This is a genomic window from Arthrobacter sp. P1_B3 (assembly GCF_056406615.1).
On record NZ_JBFTZV010000022.1, the window covers coordinates 1 to 19,359 of the forward strand.

11 protein-coding genes are annotated in these 19,359 nt (G+C 60.6%); 6 read left to right on the forward strand and 5 right to left on the reverse strand.

All coding sequences use genetic code 11. The annotated features are described in order from the left end of the window. Nucleotides 1-255 precede the first annotated feature (255 nt). Nucleotides 256-1,599 carry a ParB/RepB/Spo0J family partition protein gene (locus AC1D2F_RS18840; protein ID WP_476967430.1) on the forward strand — a complete coding sequence of 448 codons (1,344 nt, stop codon included), beginning with the start codon at nt 256-258 and terminating at the stop codon, nt 1,597-1,599. Between the two features lie 336 nt (nt 1,600-1,935). On the opposite strand, the gene AC1D2F_RS18845 is transcribed toward AC1D2F_RS18840, so the two are convergent. Next, complete coding sequence (locus AC1D2F_RS18845; RefSeq protein WP_476967431.1) at nt 1,936-4,041, reverse strand: S8 family peptidase; 2,106 nt, start codon at nt 4,039-4,041, stop codon at nt 1,936-1,938. A gap of 403 nt (nt 4,042-4,444) precedes the next feature. Continuing rightward, nucleotides 4,445-5,425, reverse strand: coding sequence for an AAA family ATPase (locus tag AC1D2F_RS18850; protein WP_463883200.1), 981 nt, complete (start codon nt 5,423-5,425; stop codon nt 4,445-4,447). 270 nt (nt 5,426-5,695) lie between these two features. Between AC1D2F_RS18850 and AC1D2F_RS18855 the strand changes: the two genes are divergently transcribed. Next, a complete protein-coding gene (locus AC1D2F_RS18855; RefSeq protein ID WP_476967432.1) occupies nt 5,696-10,621 on the forward strand; it encodes a DEAD/DEAH box helicase in 4,926 nt (1,641 codons plus the stop codon). 70 nt (nt 10,622-10,691) lie between these two features. Here AC1D2F_RS18855 and AC1D2F_RS18860 read toward each other — a convergent pair whose 3' ends face one another. Next, entirely contained in the window at nt 10,692-11,675 is a 984-nt protein-coding gene (locus AC1D2F_RS18860; RefSeq protein ID WP_476967433.1) for a hypothetical protein, read from the reverse strand. Between the two features lie 471 nt (nt 11,676-12,146). Between AC1D2F_RS18860 and AC1D2F_RS18865 the strand changes: the two genes are divergently transcribed. Together AC1D2F_RS18865 and AC1D2F_RS18870 are read left to right on the forward strand one after the other, a co-directional pair. Beyond that, entirely contained in the window at nt 12,147-12,767 is a 621-nt protein-coding gene (locus tag AC1D2F_RS18865; protein WP_476967434.1) for a recombinase family protein, read from the forward strand. Then, entirely contained in the window at nt 12,764-13,861 is a 1,098-nt protein-coding gene (locus tag AC1D2F_RS18870; RefSeq protein ID WP_476967435.1) for a hypothetical protein, read from the forward strand. The genes AC1D2F_RS18865 and AC1D2F_RS18870 overlap by 4 nt, the downstream gene beginning before the upstream one ends. A gap of 328 nt (nt 13,862-14,189) precedes the next feature. Here AC1D2F_RS18870 and AC1D2F_RS18875 read toward each other — a convergent pair whose 3' ends face one another. Both AC1D2F_RS18875 and AC1D2F_RS18880 read right to left on the reverse strand, forming a co-directional pair. Further along, nucleotides 14,190-15,503 (reverse strand): ABC transporter permease, encoded by a 1,314-nt coding sequence (locus tag AC1D2F_RS18875; protein WP_476967436.1) that lies wholly within the window; start codon nt 15,501-15,503, stop codon nt 14,190-14,192. Between the two features lie 5 nt (nt 15,504-15,508). Beyond that, the gene (locus tag AC1D2F_RS18880; RefSeq protein WP_476967437.1) at nt 15,509-16,441 is read right to left on the reverse strand and encodes an ABC transporter ATP-binding protein; all 933 of its coding nucleotides are present in this window, start codon (nt 16,439-16,441) and stop codon (nt 15,509-15,511) included. Between the two features lie 317 nt (nt 16,442-16,758). Between AC1D2F_RS18880 and AC1D2F_RS18885 the strand changes: the two genes are divergently transcribed. Next, a complete protein-coding gene (locus AC1D2F_RS18885) occupies nt 16,759-18,357 on the forward strand; it encodes a Mu transposase C-terminal domain-containing protein (RefSeq protein ID WP_476967438.1) in 1,599 nt (532 codons plus the stop codon). Between the two features lie 79 nt (nt 18,358-18,436). After that, nucleotides 18,437-19,354 (forward strand): TniB family NTP-binding protein, encoded by a 918-nt coding sequence (locus AC1D2F_RS18890; RefSeq protein WP_476967439.1) that lies wholly within the window; start codon nt 18,437-18,439, stop codon nt 19,352-19,354. Nucleotides 19,355-19,359: the final 5 nt, after the last annotated feature.

Genomic DNA, 19,359 nt, shown 5'->3' on the forward strand with positions numbered 1-19,359 from the left:
GCTCCACCCCGTCTAGCCCCGGTTCCGCAAGCTCCACCGGGGCCTGCGGTGCAGGAAATGTCCCTCCGGCGCTCCTGCGTCGCTGATTTCCTTGAGGGAATTTCCTGCCCCTTGCCCTGCGGGTAGACAGGGCTCCGTCGGCCGCCGAGCAAGCGAGCTTGCCAGCAACCAAAAAACAACTGGGGGAGAGGGGAAGCTGGCCGGTCACCTAAGCCGCCCCACCCACCGGAATCCTCTGCAAAAGGAGCAACACCCATGAACGCAACACCCACCCTCGAAATGCTCGACCCGGCCACCCTGACCGTGGACATCAACGTCCGCAAAGACGCCGCCCTGACACCCGATTTCATTGCCAGCATTGCCGAACACGGCGTGATGGAACCGGTCATCGCCCACCGCAAGGACGACGGAGTAGTGCATGTCCTGATGGGACAGCGCCGCACCCGCGCGGCTGTTGAAGCCGGACGTACCAGCATCCCGGTGATGATCATCGAGTCCCCCGAGGAAGCCGAGCGCATCGTGACCCAGGTCGTGGAGAACATCCAGCGCGCTGAACTAACAGAAGCGGACGAGGCCGACGCCTACCACCAGCTGTCCCTGATCGGTGTCTCAGCCGCCGCGATCGCCAAGAAGACCGGGCGCACCAAGACCGCCGTGGAAGGTGCGCTGAAAGCCAAGTCCTCCGACGCCGGATCCGCCGCCCTGGGCAAGGGATACACCATTGATGAAGCGCTCGTCATGGCCGAGTTTGAAGGGAACGAGGACGCGACCGAGGAATTGGAGTCCGTGATCGCGGACGAACCCGATCAGCTCCTCCACGTCGCGCAGCTGCTGCGGGACCGCCGCGACAGCGCCGCCGCCCTCGCCGCGCTCATCGAGGAACTGGAAGCCCAGGGCAAGACCGTCGTGGAGGACGCCGGACACTACTCCAACGAAGAGAACCTGTACGTCTCGGCCGCGAAGCGGGCCGACGGGGAACCGGCCACCGACGAGGACGCCAACGCCTACCTGATCAGCACCGACTACCGGGGCCAGCACAACGCCAAGCCCGTCATCACCGGCTGGAAGGACCTGGGCTTCACCCCGAGGTACGAACGCTACGACGGCGGCACGCAGGCCCAGAAAGGCCCGATGACCGAGGAGCAGAAAGCCGAGCGGAAGACCCTGATCGCGAATAACCGCGAGATGGAGAGTGCAACGAAGGTCAGGCGTGACTTTGTGAAGACCCTGCTTTCGCGGAAGACCGCGCCGAAGGGCTGGCAGTACTTCGCCGTCCGCGCCATCACCCACGACCCCGAAACCGCCAGCGGCTACGACGGCAAGGTCGCCACCGAGATGATCGGGGCCAGGACCGGGGCGGACACCGACCGTTGGGGCTGGAACCCGTTGCGGGACCACACCGCCAAAACCACCGCCCGGCCCGAGTTCTCCCTCATCGCCCTGATCTGCGCCGGGTATGAAAAGACCATCCAGAAAGACTCATGGCGGAGCGCCGAGAAGCGGCACTTCCACTACCTGAACCAGCTCACCGCCTGGGGCTACACGGCAAGCGCCGTGGAGAAAATCATTCTCGACAAGCACACCACCGACACCGAGTAACCGGACAGTGAGCCGGGCGGCTGACCCCAAAGCAGCCGCCCGGCCACTCACCCCAGCAGGGCCAGGAACCTCCCAGAGGTCGGGCGGTCCGCCGCCCAGGACGAACCACAGCAGCCACTCACCAGCGACGGACCGCCATTGACCGCGACCAGGCGACCTATGGACTATCACCCGCGGGACCAGGAACAACGAGGTACCAGCCCGCGGCAGCACCACAAACCGTTCAGCTAAGCTGAACCACAGATTTCCTTTGCAGAGGGAAAAACAGGCAGGGCACTCACGCCGGCCCTGCCTCGCTTTTGCGCCGGACCGATACGGACCGGCTCTTGTCCTTGCTCAGATGCCCGGACGTACGGTCACTTGGGGCATGACTTGTTGTCTGACTTGGGCGTAGACGTCAATGTTTAGCGTTGGCGCCACCCACAGCGATAGCGCCACCGCGTAGGGTATTCGTTCTCCCGCCAGTCCACCGGCTTGCTCCAGGCACTTCACCTTGAGGGCGACATTGGATCCTTGGCCCGTGGCGAATGCCTTCTCTGTCTCCCATGTCAGATGTTTGATGGTGCCGCTGCCGCGCTTCGCGTCATCGTCTGAGAGGTCGATAGGGGAGTCCAATTTTGGCGTTCCCGTGGGTTTAGTGAAACTCATGGCGGCCCTCCGATATTGGCGATGTTGCCAGTTGACCGGACTCAGCCATGCAAGAGTTGCCGTGATGCGTTTCGTTTCCCTGACATTCAACCCTTCGGGAAGTGGCAACAGAAGATCCTGTTCTTCAGCCGCCCCCAAACTACCCAGGTAAAGAATTACCGCCTCATTGCGGGAGCATCCCAGCGAGTAGTCTCGGTTGATCGAGCCGAAGCCCATTGCCTTCTCAACTGGCAGGGAATCGCTTTTGAATCCCTCCGGGTGACGAGCACCGTGCGCCAGTAGCGCCTTGATAGCCACCGCGCGTTCATGACGGGAAAGAGGGACGCCGTTGACGATTTCGTCCAGTGCATCATGAAGTCGTGAAGCTTGCCGAGTGACAAGCGCTGCGGCGGGGCTCGTGCCGGTGGTGAAGGACTCCTGCCCAATAGTGGACGAAGCGACGCGAATACCCGGGCCTTTCGAGGTGGCTCGGGCAACTGTGAGTGACCCCTTGGGGATCACGGGCGAGGTAAAGAGCACTCGGCCACCTGGGGCCATTACCTCCGGTTTGATACTCCTCCGGTATCCACCCCCAAGCGCGCTCACAGGGCTTACGGTCGGAAGCCCATCACTTGGATCAAACACGTACCCGACAGGCTTCAGATCAGATGCGTCGTCGTGCATTGCTCCCACGGTCAGAGCATTGATGGCCTCGCTGGGGGAGAGCAGCCTTCTGTTTGCTTGATCCTGGTGTTGGGCTGCAAGTACGGATTCTCTCCGATCTTCGCCCTTCAGCTCTTGGATGGAATCCGAGTTCAACGGCCCGAGCGGAAGTTCACCGTAGTTGCCTGCAGAAACGACAACTAAGACGCCATATCGAAAACTTAGCCAGTCGAGAGTTCGGGCCCACGAGGACAGAACGGAGTCAAAGGGCGCCGTCGGGTCTCCTACTGACAGATTGACTACGACGATCTCGGGGGCCACTGCATTCTGCCCGTCGATGTCCTCATACAGTTCGCGGAAGATGCGTTGCATTAGATCCGGGGTTAGATCGTTTGCCTTGATTTCTTCAATGCGATCCACGGTGTCGGCGGTCGGCGACAATATTGGGCGTACAAGTACGGGCCTATTCAGCGGAGCTTCATTGGCGCCCCTGTCGCCCCACACCACTGTGGAGGCCATCCACGTGCCATGCTTGCGATCTTCGACTGTGTTCTGCGAATCGGATGACAAATCGTCGGGATCGTGCACTATGACGCGGCCGGATAGCAAAGGATGGTTGGCTGCGGGTACGCCGTCCAAAAGACACACAACCGGAGCCCCGGTTGGCATCGGCACATCCGGGGTTTCGGCATCTGTAGACGGAGATTCCACCTGAACTGTTTGACCAGACAGCCGCAGATACATCACATTTGCTGACTTGACCACCTGCACCTGGGTGAACTCGCGTTGGGCCAGTTTCTGCACAAAGTCCTCGGGAACGGTGCACTTGATTCCGTGATAGCCAACCGCGCCGATGATTGCCGAAGTAAGAACTGTCCCGCCGGCGGCTCTGACAAGTCCTTCGACTTCTAATTGAGCCTTCTGCCGCAGCACAGGCGACTTTCTATACCAAAGTTCAATCTCTAACGTATGCAGTTGATCCGGCAGACGCTCGGCGAAGTATTGATCCCAATCGATTGCTTTCAATCTGTCCGCAGGGCCCCAGGGGCGGACGTCTTTCAGATGACTGAAAAGCTCCTTGAGCGGGCCATAGCCGCGTTCAACGCGCCCTGTGCTGGTCCACTCCTTCCATAGAGCGAGCAACCGCGTCATTGCGGACTGATTTAGGCAGACAGCGTGGAGGCAAGTTTTGATCTCAGGATCTCTTGGGGAATCCGATATTAAGCCAAAGTCATCAGTTGGTGACATAGAACCTTCGGACTCGTTCAGGATCTCAAATCCCAGTCTGTCAGCAACCTTGCCGAGGTCTGTCTGCTCATCGAGAGCTTCGAAGACAAGGACCAGCTGTGGGTCTGTGGCGTGGAGGGATTGAGAGAGCGCAACCTGAGTCCCGAAGTCCGCCATTGCCTCTTCGAACCGTTCGCCGAGGCGCTTAATACGGTTGCTTTCGTTGTGGAATGCAACTTTGGATGAGCCCCTACCTGTCACCTTTACCGACCGTGGCCGGCCTACGGAACCGAAGAGAACAGGTCGGCTGGACGGTGACCCCGTGGCATCAGGACTCAATGTCGGCTCCTGCCCGCTTTATCCACTGCTCTAAGAGCTGCTGCGTCGCTTCTCGTCCGCTGCTGGCGTCTGGTCCGCTCAGGATCGTCTTCCGTTGCACGTCCAAGGCGAACTCTTCGAGTTCCGCGTAGCTGATGTCGGGCAGACGGTCCGCAATAGTTCTGGCTGCGAGTCCAAAATCGAGTCCGGTCTTAGCTGACCACGATTTCAACCATTCAACTTTTCCGGCCCGAGTCGGATGAGGAAGCTCGACACGTATCTGCATACGGCGCCACACAGCGCGGTCGAGTAATTCGGGATGATTGGTGGCGGCTACGACAATTACGTGGCTTGGCAGCTTGTCGATTTGAAGAAGCAATGAGCTGACCACACGCTTGATTTCTCCCGTTTCGTGCGTATCCCCTCGTTCTTTGGCAACGGCATCGAACTCATCAAAGAACAGCACGCAGGGGCGCACTCGAACCGCGGAAAAGAGAGCTTCCATTCTTGAAGCTGTTTCGCCGAGGAAACTGCCAATTAGTCCTTCGTAGCGCACGGTCAGTAACGGGACCGCCAACTCAGTGGCAACGGCCTCAGCAAGGGAAGTTTTACCGCCGCCAGGAGGGCCGATGAATAGGAGCCGGTGACGGGGTTCTACCCCGTGACTACGTAGAAGATCTCTGCGGTGATGCTCCTCCAGGAGATCGGCGCACTGTTGACGAACTAGCCCCGGCAATACCAAGTCAGCGAGGCGTCGTTCCGGCTCTCGCTCATGGAGGAGGCCAGACGCTTCGTCACTTCGACCGAGTGTGGTCACTTTCGAAGCTGACGGACGTCTGCGCGTGAGTGCATCGGTCAGTTGGTGCGCCAGAACACCATGTTTTTTTGCTTCTTCTTCTGCAATCAAGGCCTCAGCTGCGCGCCTGAAAGCAAGGTCATCGGTACCGGCCCCGGATTTAACGAGGGCCAGCAGGAGGTCAGCCCTTGCCACAGTCGATCACTTCTCCTTCAAGTTTGCCTAACCATATCGTCGCAGATACCTCAAGTGGGGATTGACCGTACTCGCCTGAGGCGAGCGTTAACCTCCGGTTTGCGTACTGGACGGCGAACGCCACGGCGACCCGCCACCACTGGAACGCCAGGGAGCGGCCTCGTCGAGAACGTCAATAGCGACCCAATGCGAGGTTCGAAAGCACCAGCGTCGGACAGCATCGATAGCAACGGAGCATCTCCAGCGCCGGTGGCCGGCGTGGAAGATCATATGATCGGAGGCACCGGTTCAAGCCGGATCCGCATGCTTCTCTTCTCCGGGGGTTTCTCTTTGGCAACGACGTTCGATGTACTGCTTGATTCCTACCGTGACCTTGCGGATTCGGAACGGATGAAGGGGAACTACTTCGAGCAGCTCGTTGGGCGGTATCTGGAGAAGGACGGTGTGCAGGCTCCGCAGTACCGCAACGTCTGGTTGTGGAGGGACTGGCCGGACCGGGCGGCCAAGAAAGATAACGGCATCGATCTGGTGGCCGAGCGTCAGGATGGCGGCTTCACGGCGATCCAGTGCAAGTTCTACGCCGAGGGCCATCGGATCCAGAAGTCGGATATTGATTCGTTCATTTCCGCGTCCGGAAAGCCGCCGTTCACGCACCGGCTCATCGTGGATACGACCGGACGGGACTGGTCAGGTAACGCGGAGGAGATGCTGGACAACCAGCACATTCCTATCCAGCGCATCGGTCTGACGGACTTCCGCAATTCCAATATCGACTGGGCCACCTACGAATTGACCGATCCTTCCAAGGCTCCCCGGCTTCATGAGAAGAAGCAGCTGCGCACGCACCAGCACGAAGCGGTCAACGCCGCCCTGAAAGGCTTCGAGACCAACCATCGAGGCAAGCTGATCATGGCGTGCGGCACCGGCAAGACCTTCACCGCCCTAAAAATCGCCGAACGTGTCGCGGAGCAGGAAGGCCACGCCCGGATCCTGTTCCTCGTGCCTTCTCTGGCGCTGATGTCCCAGTCGCTGAAGGAATGGTCGGACGAGACCACGCAGACGATGCACGCCTACGCCGTGTGCTCCGACACCAAGGTCGGCCGGCAAAAGAATTCCGACTTCACGGACGTTGCTCTCCATGACCTGCAGATCCCGGCCACCACGGACGGGGCCACTCTGCTGGAAGCAATGGGAACCCGCGAGCTGGACGAGGGTATGACGGTGGTGTTTTCCACCTACCAGTCCATCGACGCCGTGTCCCAGGCCCAGAAAGCCGGCCTGTCGGACTTCGACCTGATCATCTGCGATGAAGCCCACCGCACGACCGGCGCCACCCTGGCCGGCACTGAGGATTCCCATTTCGTGAAGGTCCACCGCAACGACGTCGTCGCCGGCGCCAAGCGCCTGTACATGACGGCCACCCCGCGGATGTTCAACGACGACACCAAGAACAAGGCGCTGGAGCGGGACGCAGAGTTGTGTTCCATGGACGACGAGACCAAGTACGGGCCAGTGTTCTACCGGATAGGCTTCGGCGAAGCCGTCACCAAGAAGCTCCTGACTGACTACAAAGTCCTCGTCCTGGGCGTCGAGCAAAGCCAAGTTGTTTCGAGCTTCCAGGATCAGCTGGCGGACTCAGACATGGAACTGCAGATCGACGACGTCGCCAAGCTCATCGGCTGCTGGAACGGACTGGCCAAACGCCGCTCCGGCACCCACGAGGCGTCCTTCGGCAACGACCTTGCACCGATGAAACGCGCCGTGGCGTTCAACCGGGACATCAAATCCTCCAAACTCGTGGAATCCGAATTCCCCGACCTGGTCCGGGTGCACCTGACCAACCTGGACAACGATGACCCCACCGATGATCTGAAGGTCGAGGTCAAGCACGTGGACGGCGGCTTCAACGCCATCACCCGCGCCGAACGGCTCGACTGGCTCAAGGAAGACCTCGACAGCCCCGCGGATCAGCCAGTCTGCAGAATCCTCACCAACGCCCGCTGCCTCACCGAGGGCGTGGACGTCCCGTCCCTGGACGCCGTCCTGTTCCTGAACCCACGCAATTCCATGGTCGACGTCATCCAGGCCGTGGGCCGGGTGATGCGCATCGCCAAGGGCAAGCAGTTCGGCTACATCATCCTGCCCATCGCCATCCCCGAAGGCATGTCCACCTCCGAGGCCCTGAGGGACAACAACCGCTACAAGGTCGTCTGGCAGGTCCTCCAGGCACTCCGAGCACACGATGAACGCATGGATGCCGCGATCAACCAGATCGAGCTCAACGCCAAAGCACCCGAATCCATCCTCGTCGACACCGTCGACCTCTCCCCGAAAAAGAAAGCAAAGACGAATGTGGGCGGCAACGCCGGCGGCGGAGAAGCCACGGGTGGCGGAAATGGCGACGACGGAGAGGGTGAACCGACCTACGTGCAGCCGGCGCTCCAGTTCCCGGTGGGGGAGTGGAAGGACTCCGTCTACGCCAAGATCGTGGACAAGTGCGGCAACCGGATGTACTGGGAAGACTGGTCCAAGGACATCGCCGACATCGCGAACAAGCACATCACCCTCATCAATAACCTGCTGACCGAAGCGAACCCGGAACACCGGAAAGCCTTCGACGACTTCATCCAGGGCCTGCAGGAGAACCTGAACCCGGAAATCGACCAGGCCCAGGCTGTGGAAATGCTTGCCCAGCACCTCGTCACCAAGCCCGTCTTTGACGCTATGTTCAAGGACTCTAATTTCACCGAACACAACCCCGTCTCGCTCTCGATGCAGAACATCCTGAACCAGCTGGATGACCACTCCGCGTTCGAAAAGGAACGCGCCGGTCTGGAGAAGTTCTACGACTCCGTCCGGGCCCGCGTGAAGTCCATCGACAACGCCGCCGCCAAACAGAAGATCATCCTGGAGCTGTACGACAACTTCTTCCGCAATGCCTTCCCCCGGGTTGCGGACCGGCTGGGCATCGTCTTCACTCCCGTCCCGGTGGTGGACTACATCCTGCGCTCCGCGGATGCCGCCCTTCGGCTCGAATTCGGAAAATCCCTTTCCGACGAGGGTGTCTCCATCCTTGAGCCGTTCGTCGGCACCGGAACCTTCGTGACCCGGCTGCTGCAGTCCGGGCTGATCCAGCCTGAGGACCTGCACCGGAAGTACACGCAGGAACTTTTCGCCAACGAGGTAGTCCTGCTCAGTTACTACATTGCGGCCATCAACATCGAGACCGTCTTCGCCGAGGAATCCGCACGGCACGGCCTCGACCACGGCTATGTCCCCTTTGACGGAATCGCCTTGACGGACACATTCCAGCTCAACGAGTCCGACGGCCAGATCGAGTCCAGCGAATTCTTCCCGGAAAATTCAGCGAGAGTGCAGCGGCAGAAGGACCAGGACATCCGCGTCATCGTCATGAACCCGCCGTATTCCGGCGGACAGGAGAGCGCGAATGACAACAATCAGAACCAGTCCTACCCGGTACTGGACGCTTCGATCGTCGAGTCTTACGCGAAGCTCTCCACGGGCACCAACAAGAACAGTCTCTATGACTCCTACATCCGCGGGATCCGCTGGGCCTCCAACAGGATCAAGAACGACGGTGTCATAGCCTTCGTCTCCAACGGATCCTTCATCGAAGGAAATTCTGCCGACGGAATCCGCAAGACCTTCGCCAACGAGTTCAGCCGCATCTTTGTCTACAACCTCCGTGGGAACCAGCGGACTTCTGGGGAATTATCCCGCAAGGAAGGCGGCAAGATTTTCGGTAGTGGGGCGCGCACGCCAATCGCCATTGCCATTCTGATCAAGAATTCAGCTCATAAAGGGCCCGCGGACATCCAGTACCGTGACATCGGCGACTATCTCACTAGGGAGCAGAAGCTCGACATCCTCGGGATCGAGCAGTCGCTGGAGGGCACAGACTGGGAAACCATAGCGCCCAATGATTCCGGGGATTGGATCAACCACAGTGATGAAAACTACGACGCCTTCCAGTCCATCGGAGACAAAGCAACCAAGGGCAAGCCAAACACCCTCGGAATTTTCGAAAACTACTCATCAGGCCTGAAAACCAACCGCGATGCCTGGTGCTACAACTTCAGCCGAAGTGAAGTTGAAGCGAACATGCGCCGCATGATTTCGAACTACGAGGTTGAACGGTCTTCGGGGTCAAGGCAACCAGACACGAATCCAACCAAGGTCAGCTGGAACCGTGGGCTTCTGGCTGATCTATCAAGGGACAAAGAACATTCCTTCGTGGCGGCAGCCCTCGTGACGTCTGCCTATCGACCATTTACCAAACAGACCGCGTACTTCAGCCGCGAAATGAACGACATGATCTATCAGCTCCCGAAGCTGTTCCCTACACCTGCTCACCCAAACCTCGCCATCGGAGCCTCAGGCGAGCGGCGAAGGGATTGGTCCTGTCTCATCGTTGACATGCTTCCGGACCTGGAGTCGGTATCCAAGGCGCAATGGTTCAGCCTGTACACCTACGAGCCCGTATCAACCGAAACGCAAGGCGACCTGTTTGCGGAGATTGATCCGGGCGTCGTCGACGGTTACCGCCGGAAAGACAACATCACTGATGCGACGCTGACCACCTATCGCGGTTTCTACGAGGACATTCAGATTGGTAAGGAAGACATTTTCTACTACGTCTACGGCCTGCTGCACAGCCCGACGTACAAGGAGCAGTACAAGGCAGACCTGATGAAGATGCTGCCGCGCATCCCCAAGGTCAAGGACTTCTGGGGCTTTAGTCAAGCCGGCCGGCAGCTCGCCGAGCTGCACTTGAACTACGAGACGGTCGAGCCATTTCCGCTGGAGGAGATCTCGTCAGGCTCGATTGCCGGAATCTCCGACGAAGCGTTCGACTTCTACCGGGTGAACAAGCTGTCCTTCGGCGCCCGCAAGGACCGCTCACGGATTATCTACAACCCGCGGATCATCCTGGCCGGCATCCCCGATGAAGCGTTCGACTACCAGGTCAACGGCAAATCGGCGCTGGAGTGGATTCTCGACCGCTACCAGGTGACCACACACAAGGACTCGCAGATCATGAACGACCCCAACGACTACTGCCGTGAAGTTGGAAATCCCCGGTACATACTGGACCTCATCAAACGCGTCGTCACGGTGTCTGTGGAAACGATGAAGATTGTGGGTCAGCTTCCTGCGTTGGATATCGTCGACTGACCGAAAAGAGTCGCCTGATTGATGTAGGAGCAGCTACTCTGATTCCCCAAGAAGGACCACTCAGAGCGAGTCAGTGCATCTCGGTCAGAATGCTGAGATCACGTCGAGCCTCCTTGAGCTTGGCCTCAGAGACACCCAATGCCATGGCCGCCGCTTGATAGCCAATGCCCGAAAGGAAAGGGGCTTTGGACTGAAGTACTAGTTGGAGACGGTCAGGATCGCTTTCTGGGTCCTCGTAGAATTTCGCATCCTTGAGGATCGCCTTCACCGTCTCGAGGGAGCAGCCCAGCTCTGCCGCAATTTCCTTTCTTGTGATGCCATCGCGTTGCATCTGAAGGGCTCTCCGTCCCCTGGTCAAGCGTTCATGCTTAGAGTCTTGGTTCTGATCCGCCGACCGTGCGATGCCACTTTCGGTCAGTACACGATTGATTCTGAAGTCAGAGCATGCGAGGTGGCTCCGAATATAGGACTTCGTTTTGCCGGCCGCAGAGAGGCTGAGTATCTCTTGGTCGAAGGCCTTACGTTCATTGGCCTTCGCTTCGACCTTCTCGGTTTGTGCGCGCTGGCGTTCGAGTCTAGCGGCTCTTCGGGCTTCCTCTCGCTCCACAGCCACCCGCTCACGTTCGATGCGGTCGACAGTGATTAGCCGACGATAAAGTGCATTGGGGTACCGATCATCCGAATGCGATCCAGTTCCCCTTCGCCAGTTAAGGCTGGGAGCCAGATGCTGTTTCGACTGCAAAAGAAGCACGTCTGACTCGTCTAAGCCGTACCTTCCGTTGTTGAGTATCCGCTGACGGGCGTCTGGCGCCAAGGACGCAATAAGGCGATCACACTCATCAAAGAGCCCGAGTTCGGCCATTCGCTTTTCGGCTTCAGAGAAGCCTGGCAAGTACGCAGTAACTCCAATCAGCCCATCATCGTAAGATCGCACGATGCCTTCCGCATACACGGCCATGCCACGTCGGTTGTAGACCGATACGACGTCCTGCCATAAGCCTGAGTCCTGGGCTGAGATATAACCTATGCGCTTGCGGTCGACGTGCAGTGCCACTGCCCAGTGATCCTCAGGGTTGCCTGGCTCCGGCACCAACTCAATCTCTAGACTCATCCCGTCGCGACATTGACGAAGACCCTCTTGGTGGTAAGACGTTCCACGCACAAAATGGTTGTCGATGTAGGTATCTGGCTTCAGAAACACTCTGTTTGTCGGCCGAACGTATTCATCCGGCGGCGGACGATATGCCCCCATCCAACCATTCCTCTAGGCCAGGCTTGTCGTCCTAAAGGGCGCGTCAGCTGAGCGATCTCACATAGTACGAGTCAGAGATTACCGCACCGATGGTGAGTTCGAGCCACTGGTGTTGTAGTTCCCCAACGCGCCTCAAAAACGACCGTTTCTGACCCGCCCATGGCAAGCCTCCGAAAAACGACCCGAATGCCCCAATAGTGTTGGTCAGAACTGGTTTCCGAAAAGAAAGTCGGTCAAAACGTTGGCCGGAGGGTTTTTGACGTGTCAGGCAATGTGATCGGCTATGCGAGGGTCAGTACCCGGGGGCAGTCTTTGGATTCCCAGGTTGATGCGCTGGTGTCGGCGGGGGCGGTCCGCGTGTTTCAGGAATACGCGTCCGGGGCGACGCAGGTTCGGGCGCGGTGGAAGGAATGCCTGGATTACCTACAGCCGGGTAACGTCCTGATGGTTGCTGATCTCACCAGGCTGGGGCGCAGTACGGCGGACCTGGCTGACATTGTGACGGTGCTGGGTCAGCGGGGGATAGGGTTCCGTTCCCAGGCGGAGCCGTGGCTGGATACCACCAGTGCGCACGGCAAACTCATTTTTGACATGTTCGCTTCCCTGGCAGAGTACGAGCGTTCCCGGTTGTCCGAGAGGACAAAAGCTGGCTTGGCTTCTGCGAAGGCGCGCGGCCGGCTGGGTGGCCGGCCCCGCACCATGACCGCAGGGAAACTTGAAACGGCCCGGCAGCTACGCAGCGAAGGTCATACCCTGAAGGAGACCGCCCAGCGGCTCAGCGTCAGCGTCTCGTCACTGACCAGGGCCCTCAGCCAACGTGAAGTCCCAGAAATCAGCCCGCGGGTTAACAGCATGGGCAACAACGGGCCCGAGCTCATCCAAGGCGCCTTGTGAACGACTGGCTTCCCGAGCATCAGAGGCACCTGCTGTACACGCTCGCTCATGTTGATGCCGTCATCGAAAAACTAGGCGAGGTCATAGACGACTTCCTAGCCCCTGAACCGATGAAACTCGAGAATCGCGTCCAGGACGGACTAGCGGTGGTATTGCTTGGGGAGAGTTCGCCCCTTCCCGAGGCCGTACCGCGGCTCGCGTCCGATGCATTCAACCAGATGCGCTCAGCCGTCGAACATGCCCTGTACGCCGAGGTTGAGCACCTGATCGGACGCAAGCTCGATAGCGAGGAAGCCAAGGGCATCGAAATGCCTGTGAAGACGAACGAACCCGCTCTGGCCGAGTGGGCCGGGCAAAAACGCCGCAAGACGCTGCCAGTTCTGCATTTATCCGGGGCGTTGGGTGTCCGCATCGCAGATCTGCAGCCATATGATGACGAGTCCCATCCACTCAGGGTTCTGGCCGAGCACACCAACCTTTCGAAACACAGGATGCCCGTTGCTGCCGCCCTTCGGCTGGGCGCCATAGTGCCTGACTTCCATGTTCCTGGACTTGTGATTGCTGGTGAATATGAGGATGACAGTCCGCTGAGCGTCGGCGATGTTCTGGCGAGTGTCCCTGTCGGGGTGCAAGTTCCAATGAGTATTTGGCCCAAGATTGGCATCCGCCGGCCCCACACGGGCGGTTGGATGGTCCTAATGCATGAGCTGCGGACTTTGGAAGAATGGGTAAGAACTGAAGCGATTCCACGGATCGTCTTGGGAACAAACAGCGTCGACCCTATCCCGCCTCATCTGGACATATCCCGCGGGTATGAAGAGTATGCCGATGCACTTGCTGCTGCCCGGCCACTGTCGGCTGCGGAACGTCAGCAACTCCGGGTCATGGCCAAAGGGGTTCGGCAGGACCTTCCAGGCATTTTCGAGCAGAAGCTGCCTGATGTCCCAAGAGAAGTGGTGGATGCATTCGTAGCAGACCTTCCGGATGCTGCTGCGGTGGAGCTCATCAGACGGTACAAGCGCGTGAGGGACGGTCGTGGTGAGCGCAGTGCCGTCGAATACCTGCGACGTCAGCTTTTCAGAAAAAGCGCCTAGTCCAAGCGCCCCCAGGACCTCTGCCGCTCGGCAGTTACACCGCCATGGCCTATGCCATGGCAGTCGCCACCGGAACCGCCGCATTCGTCGCCGTCGTCGCACGCTTCTCCAGAGGCTCCGGTGCCGGATGAAGGATGGCCGGCCGGACCAATCGTGCTCGGAGTCGGGTGGAGGTTTTCGGAGCACCTGATCCGCACAGCCGCCGGCTTCGCAACAGCCCTGGCACAACATCTTGTCTGCGCCTTCGTGAATCCAGCCATGAACTCCTGGGTCAAAGCCGGTCTGGGAGTGTTCCGTCAAAGACCGCCGGGGTGCCGGCGGGACGGGGTCATTTAACGGCCGGGGCGTTCTTCTTGCGGAAGGTGCCGGCGATAGAGAGTTTGCCCGAGTACTGGATGGACCCGTACCGGAAGAGGTGCACGGCGAGGCGGAGGATGAGGAATCCGATGATGAAGAGTTCGGCGATGACGATGGTTGCCTCTACAGGTGAGAGGGTGCCGAAGCCGTTGCGGAGCATGGCGGTGACGGGGGCGGAGAGCGGGAAGTAGGTGAAGATCTGCACGATGGGTGCGCGCGGGTCCGAGACGATGAGGGTCATGGCGTAGAAGGGGACGAAGATCAGCGCCATCAGGGGCCCGAAGATCGTGCCGGCGTCTTTGGCGGTGGGCATGACCGCGCCGATCGCGACCAGGACACCGGTGAACACGGTGAAGCCGCCCAGCAGCAGCAGCGCACCAACGAGCATTGTGCCGGGCTCGAAAGTCAGGGTCGACAGGTCCAGGTCGGGCATGGCGAGTTTGTCGCGGAAGAAGGCGTAGCCGACGGCGATGGGGGTGAGGAAGACCAGGATCTGGACCAGGCCGACCATGAACAGGGCGATGATCTTGCCGATGATCAGGGTGGTCGGGTTCAGGGTGGTGAGGATCATTTCGGTGACTCGGTTTTCTTTCTCTTCCAGGGTGCTGTTGAGCATCTGGTTGGAGAGCAGAATGATCGAGACGTAGAAGATCAGCAGGAACATCAGCGGCGGGACGGCGGAGCCGAAGCCGCCGGCGGGCTGGCCGTCTTTGAAGGTCTGGGATTCGGTCTTGACGTCGCCGCTGGCCGCGGCCATTAGTTGCGGGGAGCCGATCGTGGCCTGGGCTGAGGCGGTGAGGAGCTGTTTGGCGACGGCGTCGTACTTGCCGTTCTCGAAGATCCCCTGGTCCTGCCCGTAGATCTTGACCGGCTGGGTGGCCGGGTCGGCGGGGTAGGCGAAGTAGGCGTCGGTTGCGCCGTTTTTGACGTCCTGCAGCGCTTTGTCCGGATCGGGGGCCTGGCGGCCGCCCATGGCGGTGGCGATGGCCGGGGTGATGAGTCCGGAGGCGTCGGTGTAGGTGAAGGACAGGGCCGCGGTCTTCTGGGCGTCGGCGCTGGCCGCGGTGGAGGAGTTGCTCAGGTAGATGAGCGCGAACACGATCGCCATCACCACCGGGATGGCCAGGGTCGCGATCCAGAAGCGGCGTTTTTTCACGGTGCGGGTGAATTCGAACCCGACGACGGTGCCGAGGTTGTGGCCCGCGAAGGGGCGCTTGGGCGTGGGCGGCGGGGTGGCCGGCGCCGGGGCGGGGGAGGGGAGCTGCGTGGAGGTTTTCTGTGTCATGGGGTTTATGCCTCCGCCATGTCGTGGGTTTCGCCGTAGACCTTGATGAAGACCTCGTCCAGGGATGTCCTGGCGGTGGTGAAGGACTGAACGGCCACGCCGTGGCCGATGAGCTCGCGCAGGACGGCGGCTTCGTCCCCGCCGGGGCGGGGGGAGAGCTCGGCGTGCCCGCCGCCGGCACTGACGATGTCATACAGGGCCGAGGAGGGCAGGGTCCCGGTGTAGGTGAGCCGGTAGACGGTGCCGCCGAATTGTTCCTGGACTTCGGAGACTGTGCCGTAGGCGCGGGAGGTCCCGTCTTTGAGCAGGATGACCCGGTCACAGAGGCGTTCGACTTCTTCCATCTGGTGGGTGACCATGATGACGGTCGCGCCGGCGAGTTTCTGGTCTTCGATGATGTCCATGAGCAGGCGGCGGTTGACCGGGTCGAAGCCCTTGGTCGGTTCGTCCAGGATCAGCAGTTCGGGGTCGTTCATGATGGTCACGCCGAGCTGGATTTTTTGCTGCTGCCCGCCGGAGAGCTTATCCAGCCGTGTGGTGGCTTTGTCGGCGAGGTCGACCCGTTCGAGGTAGTCCCGGGACCAGGTTTTGGCGTGGGTTTTGTCCAGGCCCTTGAGCCGGCCGAAGTAGACCATCACATCCAGGACGGACTCTTTCTTGTAGAGGCCGCGTTCCTCGGGCAGGTAGCCGAGGCGGGCCCCGTCCTGCGGGGCGAAGGGTTTGCCGCCGATGTGGAGGGTCCCGGCGGTCGGCTGGTAGATGCCCAGCAGCGCCCGGAGGGTCGTGGTTTTTCCGGATCCGTTGCTGCCGAGGAACCCGAAGGTTTCCCCGGCCCGGACATCGAAGGAGAGGTCTTTGATGACCGTCGTGTCCCCGAAGTCCATCCGGAAGTCTTTGATGTGTACCAGCGGCTCGGCGGCCGCGTCCCCCAGCGTCATGGCAACACTCTAACCGGGCGTGCCGTCGCCATTGAGGAACTGCACCTGAAGCGGAATCTGGCGGGGGCAGCTGCCTGCCGTCTGCCGTCCGGAAGCGGGGTGGTCCACCGCAGCTCCATTCCGCTGGCTGGGACCGGGCCGAGTGTGTCATTTTCAGAAGCTGACTGCACTGACTTTCCCGTGATTTCGGGGGTAGTGCAGACGACTTGTGAACACTGGCTGCTCGGTACTCCTCTGCACTAGGGCCACTTCTGTTCGGTACTCCTCTGCACTAAGGTCGCTTCTGTTCGGTACTCCTGTTCCCAAAGGAGGCAGGCATGGACGCCGATCCGGTTCGCATTGTTGCGCAGGGACAGCTGACGATGCCGGATGCCGCATGGGAACAGGCTCGGAGCCGGGACGCAGTGATCGGGTCGTTGGCGGCACGGGGCACGATAAGGCTTGCGGACGCTGACAGGGCCGCCGCGGAGCTCGGTGTTTCCCGCCGGCAGGTATACGTGCTCCTGGGCAGATACCGCCAGGGTTCTGGTCTTGTTACTGATCTTGCGGTTCGCCGTTCAACTGGTGGCAAGGGTGGGAACCGTCTGCCTGAGCCGGTCGAGGAAATCATTCGCGACTTGATCCGCGGTCGGTTTCTTACACGCCAGAAGCGGAGCGTGGCGGCGATCCACCGCGAGATCGCCCGCGCTTGCGCGGCGCGGGGATTGAAGGCCCCGACCAGGAACACGGTGGCCCGGCGCATCTCGATGCTTAACCCGGTTGAGGTCGGCCGGCGCAGGGAAGGCGCGGACGCTGTGAGGCCGTTGCAGTCCGCCGGCGGTGACGTGCCGGTGATCGGTTCTATCCTGGAGCAGGTACAGATCGACCACACGGTCATTGATGTGGTCATCGTGGATGAGCGCGAGCGTCGATCGATTGGCCGCCCGTACTTGACCGTTGCGATCGATGTGTACAGCCGGACGCTCGTGGGAATGGTCGTTACTTTGGAGCCGCCGTCGGCCGTGTCCGTGGGGTTGTGCCTTGCCCACGCCGCCGGTGACAAACGGCCCTGGCTCGAACGGCTCGGCGTGGAGGCGGATTGGCCGATGAGCGGCAAGCCGAAATCGTTGTTCCTGGATAACGCGGCGGAGTTCAAGAGCGAGGCATTGCGACGCGGGTGCGAGCAGCACGGCATTCGGCTGGCCTACCGGCCGCCGGGAAGACCGCACTACGGCGGCATCGTTGAACGCGTGATCGGCACAACGATGCGCAAGATCCACGAACTTCCCGGAACCACTTTCGCCAATCCGGCAGAGCGTGGCCGGTATAACTCGGAGAAGATGGCCGCGTTGACATTACCTGAGCTGGAGAGATGGTTAGTGCTTGCGGTCGCCGGCTACCACGGCAGCGTGCACAGCACATTAGGGCAGACGCCGGCAGGGCAATGGGCTGCCGGGGTCGCCGCCACCGGCGCACCGTCCGTCACGGCAAACCAGACGGCGTTCCTGGTGGATTTTCTCCCAGTTTTCCGCCGTACCCTGACCCGCACCGGTTTCGTCATCGACCATGTCCACTACTTCGCGAACGCCTTGAAGCCCTGGATCGCCCGGCGTGACAGCCTGGGCTCATTCATCGTCCGGCGGGATCCGCGCGACATCAGCCGGGTGTGGGTCTTGGAGCCGGAAGGCCATCACTATGTGGAAGTCCCGTATAGGTCGATCTCGAACCCTGCCGTCAGTGTGTGGGAACACCGGCAGGCGCTGGCACGATTACGCGAACGAGGTGCAGCCCAGGTGGATGAGGCGGCGTTGTTTCGGACGATCGAACAAAAATGCGCGAAGTCACTGAGACCGCAGCAAGAACTACCAAGCGCGTCCGGAGGGAAACGGAACGCCGCAAGCATGCCGGCGACGCACACCCAGCCAACCGGGCATTGACGATTCCGGCGCCACCGGATGCTGCAACAGACGCGGACCCGACAGGGGTTCCCATTCAACCGTTTGAACAGATTGAGGAATGGTGACCGTGGACGACTACCGGCTGCTGGACCTGCCGCATCTGCACCCGGTATCGCGGGAATTGGCGCGGCTGCCATCGGCGGAGCGGCTGGACCGGATTCGTGCAGATCGGTGGATCGGGTATCCGAAGGCCGTCGACGCCGTGGAACGCCTGGAGATGCTCTTTCACTGGCCGAGGAAACAGCGCATGCCCAACCTGTTGCTGATCGGGCCAACAAACAACGGCAAGTCGATGGTGGTCGAACGGTTCCGCCGGCAGCACCCGCCCGTGACGGAGGCAGACCGCGAAAACATTCCGGTCGTGTGCATGCAGATGCCCTCGGAACCATCGGCGCTTCGGTTCTACACGGCACTACTTGCCGCGCTCGGTGCGCCGTTTTGGCCACGGCAGCGCCTCGCCGACGTCGAGCGGCTGGCACTTTCCCTGCTGCACGAGGTGGGTGTGCGGATGTTGGTGATCGACGAGCTCCACAACGTTCTGGCCGGTCGGGGCGAGACGCGGCGTGAGTTCCTGAACCTGCTCCGGTTTCTGGGCAATGAGCTCCACATTCCCCTTGTAGGGGTAGGCACGCGTGAGGCATACCTTGCCGTGAGGTCAGATGACCAGCTCGAGAACAGGTTCGAACCGTTCGTCTTGCCGCTCTGGGAAGTGGGCGACGAAACCCGGTCGCTGCTGGCTAGCTTCGCCGCCTCGTTCCCTCTCCACTCACCGTCCTCGATCGATACCGAGGACATGGCCCGGTACCTGCTCGCCCGTAGCGAGGGCACCATAGGAGAGCTCGCCCACCTTCTGACTGCCGCCGCGGTCGCCGCAGTTGAAAGCGGGGAGGAGAGGATCAACCGCCGGACGCTGACCATGGCCGATTACATCGGCCCCAGCGAACGGCGCAAGCTGTTCGAGCGGGAACTGCTGTGATCGTT

What these genes read in the sequence shown, in the direction of transcription:
- AC1D2F_RS18840 (WP_476967430.1), top strand. Translation starts at nt 256, where the DNA reads ATGAACGCAACACCCACCCTCGAAATGCTCGACCCGGCCACCCTGACC.
- AC1D2F_RS18845 (WP_476967431.1), bottom strand. Translation starts at nt 4,041, where the DNA reads ATGACGCGGTTGCTCGCTCTATGGAAGGAGTGGACCAGCACAGGGCGC.
- AC1D2F_RS18855 (WP_476967432.1), top strand. Translation starts at nt 5,696, where the DNA reads ATGATCGGAGGCACCGGTTCAAGCCGGATCCGCATGCTTCTCTTCTCC.
- AC1D2F_RS18875 (WP_476967436.1), bottom strand. Translation starts at nt 15,503, where the DNA reads ATGACACAGAAAACCTCCACGCAGCTCCCCTCCCCCGCCCCGGCGCCG.
- AC1D2F_RS18880 (WP_476967437.1), bottom strand. Translation starts at nt 16,441, where the DNA reads ATGACGCTGGGGGACGCGGCCGCCGAGCCGCTGGTACACATCAAAGAC.
- AC1D2F_RS18885 (WP_476967438.1), top strand. Translation starts at nt 16,759, where the DNA reads ATGGACGCCGATCCGGTTCGCATTGTTGCGCAGGGACAGCTGACGATG.
- AC1D2F_RS18890 (WP_476967439.1), top strand. Translation starts at nt 18,437, where the DNA reads ATGGTGACCGTGGACGACTACCGGCTGCTGGACCTGCCGCATCTGCAC.